This is a genomic window from Flagellimonas marinaquae (assembly GCF_023716465.1).
In the GTDB taxonomy this organism is placed as follows: Bacteria; Bacteroidota; Bacteroidia; order Flavobacteriales; family Flavobacteriaceae; genus Flagellimonas; species Flagellimonas alginolytica.
The window spans coordinates 600939-613244 of the sequence record NZ_CP092415.1; the positions used below are offsets into that span (position 1 = coordinate 600939).

The following is a 12306-nucleotide window of genomic DNA, read 5'->3' on the forward strand; positions in this document are numbered from 1 at the left end:
TCAAAATTTAAACATGAAAAAAATCTTATTTGCCGCAGTAATCGCTTTGACCACTGCATTTAGTGTAAACGCACAACAGTACAAAGTAATTACCAGCGTTGAATCCATAGTGCCCAACGGGCTTGGTAGATCAAGAATAATCAACGCTCTGGAGGACAAGGATTATAAAGAATTTACCAGTGTACAAACAGAGGACGATAACACGAGAAACAAGTCCAAAAGAAACGAAATCCGTGTTAAAAATTTCGAAGAGACCAAATTGTTGAACTTTTACAATGTTGGCGGTATCCGTTTTCAGAATATTGCGGCCAACGACGCTATGATCACTTCCATGATCAACGATATGATCGCCAACGGATGGGAATTGGCCTTTGTTGTTAGCGGTGTTGAAAGTGAAGGAGGAAAAGGTGATGGACAAGGTATTTTTATTACCCGATATATCTTTAAAAAATAACTGCCTTTATTAAACCAATTAAAAAAGCCCCTTTTTTAAAGGGGCTTTTCCATTTTATAATTTATTTCTTTTTCTATCTACTTCCTTAAGATAGATTTTTCGAATTCTTAAATGGTTGGGAGTAACCTCCACGTATTCGTCCTTTTGAATATATTCGAGCGCTTCTTCCAAAGAAAACTTAATGGCCGGTACAATTTTGGCTTTTTCATCTGCTCCGGCAGAACGGACGTTCGAAAGCTTTTTGGTCTTGGTCACATTTACTGTCATATCATCTTGACGGGAGTTTTCCCCAATGACCTGTCCTTCGTAGATATCCTCTCCTGGATCAATAAAGAATTTACCCCTTTCTTGAAGTTTATCGATGGAATAAGGAATCGCCGTTCCATTTTCCATGGAAACCAAAGATCCGTTCAATCGTTGTGCGATATCGCCTTTTAGTGGTTGATATTCAAAGAACCGGTGCGCCATAATAGCCTCTCCGGCCGTTGCGGTCAACAATTGGTTTCTTAGTCCAATGATTCCCCTTGATGGAATTATAAATTCACAGACCATTCGGGAACCTCTTGCTTCCATACTGGTCATCTCTCCTTTTCGGATGGACACCATTTCTACAGCCTTTCCGGATACTTCTTCTGGCAAATCGATGGTCAAGTGCTCTACTGGCTCGCATTTTACACCATCAATTTCTTTGATGATTACCTGTGGCTGTCCAATTTGAAGCTCATAACCTTCCCTACGCATGGTTTCTATCAATACCGAAAGATGCAATACTCCACGTCCGAAAACCAGGAATTTATCGGCACTGTCGGTTTCTTGAACACGAAGCGCCAAGTTTTTTTCCAATTCTTTTTCCAAACGCTCTTTAATGTGCCTTGAAGTAACAAACTTTCCATCTTTACCAAAAAACGGGCTATCGTTAATTGTAAAAAGCATGCTCATTGTTGGCTCATCGATCGCAATGGTCTTTAGTTTTTCGGGGCTTTCGATATCGGCAACGGTATCACCGATCTCAAAACCTTCCATACCTACAATGGCACAAATATCGCCTGCCACGACCTCTTCAACTCTCAACCTCCCAAGACCTTCAAAAGTGTAAAGTTCCTTTATTCTTGTTTTAACGATGGAACCATCTCTTTTAACCAAAGAAACTTGTTGCCCTTCACGAAGTGTTCCCCTTTGTAATCTACCAATAGCAATTCGTCCTGTAAATGAGGAGAAATCCAACGATGTGATCAACATTTGAGTGGTACCTTCCTCTGGTTTAAATTCTGGCACGTGCTCGATTACCATATCCAAAAGTGGCTCGATATTTTCGGTTGGCTTTTGCCAATCCTCACCCATCCAGTTGTTTTTGGCAGAACCGTAAACCGTGGGAAAATCCAGCTGCCACTCCTCTGCGCCCAGTTCAAACATCAAATCGAACACTTTCTCGTGTACTTCGTCCGGGGTACAGTTTTCTTTATCCACTTTATTGATAACCACACAAGGCTTTAATCCAAGATCGATAGCCTTTTGAAGCACAAAACGCGTTTGTGGCATTGGTCCTTCAAAAGCATCGACCAACAACAAAACACCATCGGCCATGTTCAATACACGCTCTACTTCTCCACCGAAATCGGCGTGACCAGGGGTATCTATAATATTGATTTTTGTGTCTTTATAAACAACGGAAACGTTTTTGGATACAATGGTGATGCCACGTTCCCGTTCGAGGTCATTGTTGTCCAATATAAGATCGCCTTTGTTCTCGTTTTCTCGGAACAACTGGCAGTGGTACATTATTTTATCGACCAAGGTTGTCTTGCCGTGGTCTACGTGTGCAATGATTGCAATGTTCTTGATTTTGGACATAACCTAAATTTTAAGCCCGCAAAGATACTGCTATTTTTTTCTTGTCAGCACACCTTAATGTTATTTTTATCTTATTGATTTAGTGAGAGTTCCGAACCTACAAACCAACACACCAACGTTTTTCACTAATAATCCAACCAATACTTAAGTTGATAACCGGCTGTATAGCACCCTTGAACGGCCCTACATAATAACCTGCACCGGCATCTACAGAGAAACTAAATCCCGAATCGTAACTACGCTGAACCCCGTAGACCACACCGCCATAGCCATGTATCCCATCTACTAACCGACCTTCTACCGCTCGATCCCCGGGAGAAAAAACGGCAACACTCGGTGCAATATAATTCCCAGAGTTTCCATAAATAGATCTTCTGCGGCGCTCTCTTCCATTAAAATTGTGATAATATCTGTTTTGGACCGTTATGGCCGGGAAAAAATCAAAATCTTCTATGGGTTTGGAACTCGCAGGTTCCAGAGCGGCTTGGTATGCTACCCTAATATCCAAAGTACTGTTGACACCCAATGCCATTTCGTACTCAATACCAGGGTTGAAAGCATTGAGTTTAAATTGACGGATTTCGCAATTTTTACCATATTGGGCATGCATAAAAACACCTGAGAACAGGAATGCCAAAATAAAGAAGCAACGCATTGTAGGTTAATTTGGTAGTACTATAACCCCAACTTTATAAAAATAGTATGTTGTAATGCTGTTATTTAATCAAAATAAGGGTCTTTTTTCTTTCTTTTGGTCGCCACCCATCCAAAAGTAAAATTGAACAGTGGGCCATAACCATTTAGCACACCATCACCTTTATAATATCCCGCTCCCAGTTCCAGATTAAAATTGAACCCTTTTTCGTAAGTACGCTGGATACCGTAGACCATGCCATAAAATCCAAGGTTAAAATCGTCCGGTCCCTCCACATCCGTTGCAATCCGCAATTGCGAAAAAAAAATGGCCTGGGCCGCGGCAATGTAATTTCCTGAGTTTCCTGATGTATTTTTTCCCATCCTATCCCTCCTATTAAAATTATGATAGTAGCGATAGCGGTTATTGGAGGCCAAACCAAACACGTAACCTTCCTCATAAGTCGCCAGGGCCAAACCTAAATTGGTGGAGACACTCTGATTTTTAAACAACCCAAACTCATAGGTAAAGCCGGGACTCAATAGATTAAATTTAAACTGATGACGTTCCAAATGGGCCAAATCAAAAGTACCGCCGCGCTCCTGCCACTGCGCAGTGGATAGTACTGGGAATAAACAGAGGGCGAGCAACAGATATTTATAATTCATGGCTTATGTTTTATCCTCATAAATCTAAAAAGGATACCGTGGTTTAATACTATATTTGTGCAAACTTTAAGAAATGGACATCACCAAAATTCCACAGATAAAACATACCGAAAGCGATAATTTTTTCTTGTTGGCGGGCCCCTGTGCCATAGAAAGCGAAGATATGGCCATGCGAATTGCAGAAAAAGTTGTAGCCATAACGGACAAGTTGAGCATTCCATACGTGTTTAAAGGGAGTTTTAAAAAAGCGAACCGTAGCCGTATTGATTCTTTTACTGGAATTGGTGATGAAAAAGCCTTGAAAATTTTAAAAAAAGTTTCAGAAACTTTTAAAGTACCTACCATTACCGACATCCATGAAATTTCCGATGCCCACATGGCGGCAGAATATGTTGATGTTCTGCAAATTCCGGCATTTCTGGTTAGGCAGACGGACTTAGTTGTGGCAGCCGCGGAAACCGGCAAGGTCGTTAACTTAAAAAAAGGGCAATTTATGAGTCCTGAAAGCATGCAGCATGCTGTAAAAAAGGTGACCGATTCTGGTAACGAACAAGTTTGGATCACCGATCGGGGAACTATGTTCGGGTATCAGGACATGATCGTGGATTTTCGCGGAGTTCCCACCATGAGACAATACGCTCCTGTGGTGCTGGATGTTACCCATTCCCTACAACAGCCCAATCAATCATCGGGAGTTACGGGAGGAAGGCCCGCTTTGATCGGAACAATGGCACGTGCTGGAATCGCGGCAGGTGTGGATGGTCTTTTTATGGAGACCCATTTTGATCCCGCGAATGCCAAAAGTGATGGCGCCAATATGCTGGATTTAAGTTTGTTGGAAAAGTTGTTGACGGATTTGACTGCTATCCGAAATACAATCAATTCATTATAGCTCCATGTTTAAATGTTAAAATTTTAACTGTAAGCATTTGTTTATCAGATAGCTATATAAATCCTATGTTTACTATTTGTAATTAGTCTAAATATTCTTTGTTTGATTTAGCAACGGAATATACATTTGCACTGCAAATTTATTTAGACCAATTATAAATAAAAAATGAAACATCTACTCCTCATACTAAGCTTGGCTTTTTATTCCTTGGCACAAGCTCAATCAGGTAACATCTCAGGAAAAGTAACAGACCAAAGAAACAATCCTTTGGCCAATGTCAATATTGCCGTTTCCAACACGAGCTTAGGGACAAACACCAATTATTCTGGCAACTATGAAATACCCGACCTAGCCCCTGGCGCTTATACTTTAACGTTTTCTATGGTAGGTTTTGGTACACAGAACAAAACTGTTCGTGTTTACGCCGATCAAACCACAAACGTGCAGACCATTACTCTAGTAGAACGCCAAGAACAACTGAATGAAGTTGTTGTCGAAGGGAGTCAAGTGAACAAATTTTCTCGGAAGGCAAGTGTTTATGTTTCCAAAATGCCATTAAAGGATATTGAAAATCCACAGGTGTACTATTCCATTTCAACCGAATTGTTGCAAGACCAAGTGGTCACCAATTTTGATGACGCCCTTAAAAACGCACCCGGAATCGACAAACTTTGGGAGTCTACAGGTAGGGGCAACGATGGTGCAGGTTATTTCTCCCTTCGTGGTTTTGCCGTTCAACCTACTATGATCAACGGATTGCCCAGCTTGACCAACGGAAGTCCGGATCCGGCCAATATAGAATCCATCGAAGTAATCAAGGGTCCATCGGGAACTCTGTACGGGAGCAGTTTAATTTCCTATGGAGGTTTGATCAACATCAACACTAAAAAACCTTATTATGGATTTGGAGGAAACATCTCCTACACTTCTGGCAGTTATGGCCTTAATAGGGTAAGCGCCGATGTAAATACGACCTTGGGCTCCCAAAACAATATTGCTCTTCGTGTGAACACGGCTTACCACACACAGAACAGCTACCAGGACGCTGGGTTTAGAAAATCCTTCTTTTTTGCCCCTTCGTTGGCATTTCAGGCAAGTGATAGACTCTCTTTCAACATCAATACCGAATTTTATAACGGTAGAAGCACTAACCAAACCATGCTTTTCCTAGATCGCGGTTCACCTCTACGCGTGACCAATTTGGATGAATTGGGTTACGACTTTAAACGTTCGTACACTAGCAACGATTTATATATCGATACCCCAACATACAGTCTACAAGGTCAGATGAACTACATTTTAAATGATTCATGGACTTCCCAGACCGTTATATCGCGATCCAACTCAAAGTCAGATGGCTATTACTCATATTTATATGAAGTTACCTCGACCGCTGAAGCGGTTTCCGGAACACCCCTTGAGGACGGCATTATCTTGGCGCGCTACACCAGTAAACAAAACTCTGAGACATTGGGGACCGATATTCAACAGAACTTTATTGGGGATTTTAATATTGGAACCATGCGAAACCGCTTGGTAGTGGGCTTGGATTACCTCAAAACAAGAACTATAAACAACAGTACAGGCTATGGAAATCAAGGTTTTGCCTATGTTGGAAGAAACACCGATGAGTTCCAAACTGCTGCCCCTGCCCTGCACAATTACTTTGGAACACCTATGGGCACCGGCTTGTACGACTCTGGTGTTCTGACACAAGCAGGAGCGGATGCCGGTATCGCCACCTTGGCCAATCCAGGAGCGCAATTCAGTGAGGCGGAGCAAGAGGTTTTCAGTGCCTATGCCTCAAACGTAATTAACCTACTGCCGGAATTGTCCGCAATGGCCAGTTTACGTGTGGACCGTTTTTCTAACGATGGATACAATCAAACCGCGTTTTCCCCAAAATTTGGTTTGGTATATCAACCTATTTTAAACAAGGTTTCCCTATTTGCCAACTACATGAACGGCTTTAGTAATGTGGCCCCTGTTACCGAATTATCGAACGGAAACCAAGCGGTACGGGCATTAAATCCAGAACAGGCAGATCAGTTTGAGGTAGGAACAAAATTAAATTTGTTCCACGATAAGCTTTCTGCCACTTTGAGCTATTACGATATTACCGTGACCGATGTGGCGCAACGAATCGATACCGATGCCAACAACTACTTTTACACCCAAGATGGCGAACAGACCAGTAAAGGTTTTGAGGCAAGTATTATAGCATCTCCCATAGAAGGATTGAACATTGTTGCCGGCTATAGTTACAATGATAGTGAACTGGTAGAGGGTGATGCCAGCTTTATAGGATTTAGACCCGAGAGCGCCGGGCCAATGAACTTGGCCAACTTATGGGCAAGTTACAGATTTACCCAAGGTACTTTGGAAAACTTTGGACTTGGATTTGGAGGTAACTACGCCAGCGAGAACAAAATCTTTAATAGATCCAATGGTACGTTTGCAATTGACGAGTACACCATTTTTAATGCATCCGCCTTTTACGATGCCAGGGATTTCAGAATTACTTTGAAACTGGACAACATTGCCAACAAAGACTACTACAAAGGTTGGTCAACCATCAGCCCCCAAAACTTAAGAAGTCTTTCTGCCAATTTCACTTATAAATTCTAAGAGAACCAAATGAAAAAACTCATAGCAACATTATTGCTCATTACCCTGCCCGTACTATCGGCCTCAGCTCACTACCTGTGGATTGAGACCAACGGCAAAGGGGCCTTGGGCCAGACACAGGAAATCCGTGTACATTATGGAGAATACACCTATGGTGTGTTTGAAGAAGTAGAGGGCGAAGCCTTTCCACTGGTTTCCAAGTTTACCCTTTGGGCAATAGCTCCCGATGGCACAAAGACCCCATTGAGCACAGTAGCAAATGAGGACCATTATTTAGCGAGCTTTACACCATCTCAGAAAGGTGTGTACACCATCGCTTTGAACAATAATGAGATTAATGTGATCGATTATACCCAATACGATTTTGGGATTTTTAAGACCCACTATCATTCAACAGCAAAGATTTTGGTAGGAACCGATGGCGATACCAAAACCGCCAATCCCGATGGAATTGTGATAAAGCAGTTGGAGAACGATGGAGAGGTAATCAAGCTTCAAGTATTGTACAAAGGTGAGCCCATTGCCAAAAACGAACTTAAAGTCTATGTTTCCGACCTATGGTCCAAAACCTTGTTCACGGACGATAATGGAGAGGTTTCCTTTGCATTGCCCTGGAACACCAAGTACATTGTGGAGACCACGACCAAGGAAGAAATTCCTGGTACCTACAATGGAGACGATTATGAATTTATTTGGCATTGTGCCACTTATTGCATAAAACCCTAAGTATGGCCACAGGAATTTCCCTTCTTACTTTTATAGCGTTTTACCTGTTTTACGGCACTTCCAAAAAGATGGCCTCCGTAGGCGATCTGGGCTTTGAGAAATGGATCCGAAAGCATAAAAAGGCATCACAATATTTCAGTTTGGCCCTAATGATTTTATCATTAGGGCTTAGCTGCTTTTATTGGGGACTTGGTTCGGGAACGTTCACTTTTTTTATTTTGTTGATGACCGTGGCCAGTTTGGTTGTTCTTTTGGCTCCCTTACGTTTATTGAACTGCCGCCTTTTAGGCATTTTTTCACTTTGCTCCATCCTTTTTGAAACCTTATTGTTTTAACCTATGCCTGCCAATAAAAAATATTTAACCCCTTCGCCATGGCAACGATTAGCCAAAATATCCGCTGCTATTTTGGGCGGTCTTGTTGTGGCCGTATTGTTCCATTTGGCCCTGGCCAGTTGGTTCAACCATGTGGCAGTTATTATTACCAGCACTTTTACCGCTTTTATCCTTTGGGCCATTTTGATGGTTATTGCCTTTTTGGGCAAAAATGGCTGGAAGATATGGGGTATTTACCTGTTGATTAGCCTTGTGTTCTTTGTCATATTTTATTTTGGAAACCAAACCAACCCACTTGTTTAAACCATGGGAAACCGCATTTACAATATTTTGTTCCACACACATACCGTAAGCGGTATTGTGATCAGTGTAGCGCTCTATGTTATTTTTTTCACGGGTTCATTCTCCTTTTTCAGGGATGAAATTGCCAATTGGCAGCACGGACATTCCGTTAGTCAGGAAGATGCATTGCCCGGAAGTGTGGACGCGCACCTTAAAGATCTTTCCAAGGATTACAATTTATTCGGTCGTGATGTGGAACTGAGGCATTATTACAACGAAAGAAGTATTTCCGTCAACTTGGGAGCTTCCAAGGATTCCTTGGCTTCGGAAGATGCCAAAGCACCGGTATTTTTCTATTTAGATCCTGAAACCAAAACCAAAACGGCGGATTATGCAAGCAATTACCATTTGGGAGAATTTTTGTACCGCCTTCACTTTTTAGATCAAATTCCCTACCCTTATGGCAGAACATTGGCGGGGCTTGTGGCCTTCTTTTTCCTTTTTGCCATCATTACCGGTATCTTGGTACAATGGAACAAGATAGTTTCCAACTTTTACACCTTCAGGCCATGGGCCAAACTCAAAACCATGTGGACGGATGCCCACACTGCCCTTGGTGTGATTGGATTTCCATTTCAATTTGTATATGCCGTAACCGGAGCCTTCTTTTTATTAAAAGGTATTTTAATGCTCCCCATTGTAATGGGGTTGTATAATGGTGATCAAAACCAATTGTTTGAAGATCTTGAGTACAACCATCCCGTTTACGAATTCCAAAATCAAAAATTGAAAAATGCCATTAACTTGGACCAATATGTTCGAGAAATGAAAGAAGAATGGGGCGATTTTCGAGTTACAGAAACACACATTTTTAACTACGGTGACCAAAACATGCACGCTGCCATTAGCGGATACCTGGGTTACGACACCAAACTGAATGGTTTAGGATATCGTATTTACAAAATTGCCGATGGTTCCATTGCTCAGGAAAAAGTACCGATTGCCCCAACCTCATACTTGGATGGTGTAAAAAATATGATGTTCCGTCTCCACTTTGGTGATTACGCAGGCTACGGGCTACGAGTGGTTTCCTTTATTTTGGGGTTGGTGTCTTGCTTTGTGATCCTCTCCGGGATTATGATCTGGTTGGTGGCCCGCGACAAAAAGAACATTCCCGAAAAACGTAGAAAGTTCAACCAACAAGTAGCCAATTGGTTTATGGCCATTTGCCTTACAATGTTGCCCGTTACCGCTTTGGAATTTATTATTGTAAAGTTTGCGCCCACAGTGGACATGGGTTTTCTATACCAAACGTATTTTACAATTTGGTTGGTGGTAACAGTGTTCTTCATCCTTAAAAAGGATATTGCCTTCACCAACAAATGGACTTTGATATCTGGTGGGGTTTTAGGCTTATTGGTACCGATTGCAAATGGAATTACAACGGGCAATTGGATGTGGGCGGCCTATCAAAACGGATATCAACATATCTTCTTGGTGGATTTGCTTTGGTTGATTTTGGGGCTAGTGGCTCTCTGGATCGCTTTATTTAAACTGAACACTTCTAGAGAAGATCTTGCACCTTCCTAAATCTATTTTTTGTAAAACCCTTTGCTTTTGAGGGAATAACATTCCTGTAAAACTTCTACCAATACCTCTTGATCAATTTCTTCCAAAGTAAAATAGCGAAGGGACTTGACCACCTTTCGGTTTTCGACGACCATTTTATCCAAATGCAATGTGAGATGGGCCGAATTCCAGAACGCAATGTCCACGTACTTCTTTTTTTGGGACACATTTAAATAGCAAATGGGCCTTTTACCAGAATAAAAACAAGGAATGCTCCATTTGTATCTCATATCTACATCAGGAACAACAGACTCGATTACAGCTTTTAAGTGCAATAAAATGCTTCTGAAAGGTTCTTTTTGATTAATGATATAATCTTCGGCCGGGTTCATATAAACGACTTGTTTACGACTTACGTTTGAACAATTTGTTGATCAACTGCAGCAACAGTACCGCCACAAAACCGATACCCAACCCTAGTATAAAATCTTTTACCAAAGAAGGCAATCCCGGGAACAAGTGATGAAAGAATTCTACATTATGGCTAAAAATACCACCTGAAACCAATAATAAGGCCAGTGTTCCCACCACAGAAAGCGCTTTGATTATTTTAGGCAGTGCATTGACCAAAACCATTCCGACTTTATCAGAAAAACTATCGGTTTCTTCGTTTAAATTGATAAGTCGGTAACCGTAATCGTCCATACGAACAATCAATGCCACAATGCCATAAACCCCTACGGTAGCCAATAATGCAACTACAGATACCGTGGCAATTTGAATTGTTAAGGTTTCGTTCACCACAGTACTCAATGCTATGATCACTATCTCTATGGAAAGAATAAAATCCGTTACTATGGCCTGCTTGATTTTCTTCTTCTCCAATTCGGGCAAATCTTCTTCCGGAATTTCGATCGGATCATCCCCATCGGCATTATCCTTTCTATGAAAGATGTATTCGTACACTTTTTCTGCCCCTTCGTACGCCAAATAAACACCTCCCAACACAAGAATAACCGTTATTGCCGTGGGTAGATAAGCACTTAATAAAAAGGCTATGGGCAAAATAATCAGTTTATTCACAAAGGACCCTTTGGTGATGGCCCATAAAACGGGAATTTCCCTGCTGGATAAAAATCCTGTGGCTTTTTCTGCGTTGACGGCCAAATCATCGCCCAAAATACCCGCAGTTTTCTTAGTGGCGATCTTGCTCATAGAAGCTACATCGTCCATAAGTGCGGAAATATCGTCTAAAACTGCAAAAAAACCGGAAGCCATAATAGTATCATTAGGTTATAAATAATGTTAGAGTTTGATCGCAAAGTAAATAAATAGAAAAATAATCCGGGGGCAAAAGTCTAAAAATACCGGAGCTTCCTTTTATACGCCTTTTAAAGACATTAAGGTAGCTACCCAAATAATTACCGATGAAAAGAAAATACCAATCGTGTTGGCTGCAAATGCTTCTCTTTTTTTCATTTTGAACAAGTAAGCGGCAATACTGCCCGCATAAACTCCGGTTCCGGGCAGAGGAATCATTACAAAAAGAACGATGCCCAAAAAGCCAAATCGTTGAATCTTATTCCCAGATCCTTTTTTAGCTCTTTGCCCCACATATACAGCCGATTTTTTATAAAAACGCCATTTGATCAAATGACGGTTGATGTACTCCAAGAAAAACATCATTAACGGGAAAACCAAAACATTGGCCCCAAAGCACACTACGAACACAAGATATTCGTTGACCCCCTGGTACATTCCATAAGGAATGCCCACCTTAGCCTCACCGAATGGCGAAAGGCTCCAGAGCGCCGCTATAATAAGGTCTATGTGCAAAATACCGTTTTTTTAAGCCTACAAACCTAATAAGGAATTTACGTTTACCCCCTTTTTTAACCCTTAAAAATTTATTAATTGTGATTTATAGCGCTGAACAGCACAACGAATTTGGCGATTTGCCCCAAATGAAGCAATTACTAGGCTACTGAAGAAAATGACGACCCATTTATTTCCTGGTTAAAACCGGGCGATATGATCAAAAAATATTCTTTTGGAGTCTTGTCTGATATGGAAACCCAGTTTTTGTCCACATCCACATCGAAACAAAATTGGGCAAAATCGGTATCCACATCCAATCTGGACAACAGAAACCTCATGATTTTAGGTCTTAGACTGTACTCCAGTTCGATACAGGTTCTTTTCATTACTGGATTGTCATCTCCAGAAAACACCCAACTAAATTTCATTATCTTCAAGAATAAGAACAT

The 12306-nt window shown here is 41.3% G+C and carries 14 protein-coding genes; 6 read left to right on the forward strand and 8 right to left on the reverse strand.

Annotated elements, in window-relative coordinates; translation table 11 throughout:
- Positions 1 to 13: 13 nt before the first annotated feature.
- On the forward strand, positions 14 to 454 hold the full coding sequence (locus MJO53_RS02845; RefSeq protein ID WP_224837525.1) for a hypothetical protein: 441 nt from the start codon (positions 14 to 16) through the stop codon (positions 452 to 454).
- Between the two features lie 54 nt (positions 455 to 508).
- Here the strand turns inward: MJO53_RS02845 and typA are convergent, their stop codons facing one another.
- The 3 genes from typA to MJO53_RS02860 form a co-directional block, all read right to left on the reverse strand.
- Entirely contained in the window at positions 509 to 2305 is a 1797-nt protein-coding gene (typA, locus tag MJO53_RS02850) for a translational GTPase TypA (protein WP_224837524.1), read from the reverse strand.
- 97 nt (positions 2306 to 2402) lie between these two features.
- Entirely contained in the window at positions 2403 to 2960 is a 558-nt protein-coding gene (locus MJO53_RS02855; protein ID WP_252080396.1) for a hypothetical protein, read from the reverse strand.
- Between the two features lie 65 nt (positions 2961 to 3025).
- Positions 3026 to 3607: a hypothetical protein gene (locus MJO53_RS02860; protein ID WP_224837522.1), complete on the reverse strand. Its 582-nt coding sequence runs from the start codon at positions 3605 to 3607 to the stop codon at positions 3026 to 3028.
- 73 nt (positions 3608 to 3680) lie between these two features.
- Between MJO53_RS02860 and kdsA the strand changes: the two genes are divergently transcribed.
- The 4 genes from kdsA (at position 3681) to MJO53_RS02880 (ending at position 8188) form a co-directional block, all read left to right on the forward strand.
- A complete protein-coding gene (kdsA, locus tag MJO53_RS02865) occupies positions 3681 to 4499 on the forward strand; it encodes a 3-deoxy-8-phosphooctulonate synthase (RefSeq protein WP_252080397.1) in 819 nt (272 codons plus the stop codon).
- Between the two features lie 165 nt (positions 4500 to 4664).
- Positions 4665 to 7127, forward strand: coding sequence for a TonB-dependent receptor (locus tag MJO53_RS02870; RefSeq protein ID WP_252080398.1), 2463 nt, complete (start codon positions 4665 to 4667; stop codon positions 7125 to 7127).
- A gap of 9 nt (positions 7128 to 7136) precedes the next feature.
- Positions 7137 to 7853, forward strand: coding sequence for a DUF4198 domain-containing protein (locus MJO53_RS02875; protein WP_252080399.1), 717 nt, complete (start codon positions 7137 to 7139; stop codon positions 7851 to 7853).
- 2 nt (positions 7854 to 7855) lie between these two features.
- Positions 7856 to 8188: a hypothetical protein gene (locus MJO53_RS02880; RefSeq protein WP_252080400.1), complete on the forward strand. Its 333-nt coding sequence runs from the start codon at positions 7856 to 7858 to the stop codon at positions 8186 to 8188.
- On the opposite strand, the gene MJO53_RS16980 is transcribed toward MJO53_RS02880, so the two are convergent.
- A complete protein-coding gene (locus tag MJO53_RS16980) occupies positions 8185 to 8370 on the reverse strand; it encodes a hypothetical protein (protein WP_420485538.1) in 186 nt (61 codons plus the stop codon). The genes MJO53_RS02880 and MJO53_RS16980 overlap by 4 nt on opposite strands.
- A 124-nt stretch (positions 8371 to 8494) precedes the next feature.
- On the opposite strand from MJO53_RS16980, the gene MJO53_RS02890 reads away from it, so the two are divergent.
- Positions 8495 to 10060, forward strand: coding sequence for a PepSY-associated TM helix domain-containing protein (locus MJO53_RS02890; protein WP_252080402.1), 1566 nt, complete (start codon positions 8495 to 8497; stop codon positions 10058 to 10060).
- A gap of 2 nt (positions 10061 to 10062) precedes the next feature.
- On the opposite strand, the gene MJO53_RS02895 is transcribed toward MJO53_RS02890, so the two are convergent.
- The 4 genes from MJO53_RS02895 to MJO53_RS02910 form a co-directional block, all read right to left on the reverse strand.
- A complete protein-coding gene (locus MJO53_RS02895; RefSeq protein WP_224837515.1) occupies positions 10063 to 10431 on the reverse strand; it encodes a DUF1801 domain-containing protein in 369 nt (122 codons plus the stop codon).
- Between the two features lie 13 nt (positions 10432 to 10444).
- Complete coding sequence (locus tag MJO53_RS02900; RefSeq protein ID WP_252080403.1) at positions 10445 to 11317, reverse strand: DUF808 domain-containing protein; 873 nt, start codon at positions 11315 to 11317, stop codon at positions 10445 to 10447.
- A gap of 102 nt (positions 11318 to 11419) precedes the next feature.
- Complete coding sequence (locus MJO53_RS02905) at positions 11420 to 11875, reverse strand: COG2426 family protein (protein ID WP_224837513.1); 456 nt, start codon at positions 11873 to 11875, stop codon at positions 11420 to 11422.
- 140 nt (positions 11876 to 12015) lie between these two features.
- Positions 12016 to 12243 (reverse strand): hypothetical protein, encoded by a 228-nt coding sequence (locus tag MJO53_RS02910; RefSeq protein ID WP_252080404.1) that lies wholly within the window; start codon positions 12241 to 12243, stop codon positions 12016 to 12018.
- Between the last annotated feature and the right edge of the window lie 63 nt (positions 12244 to 12306).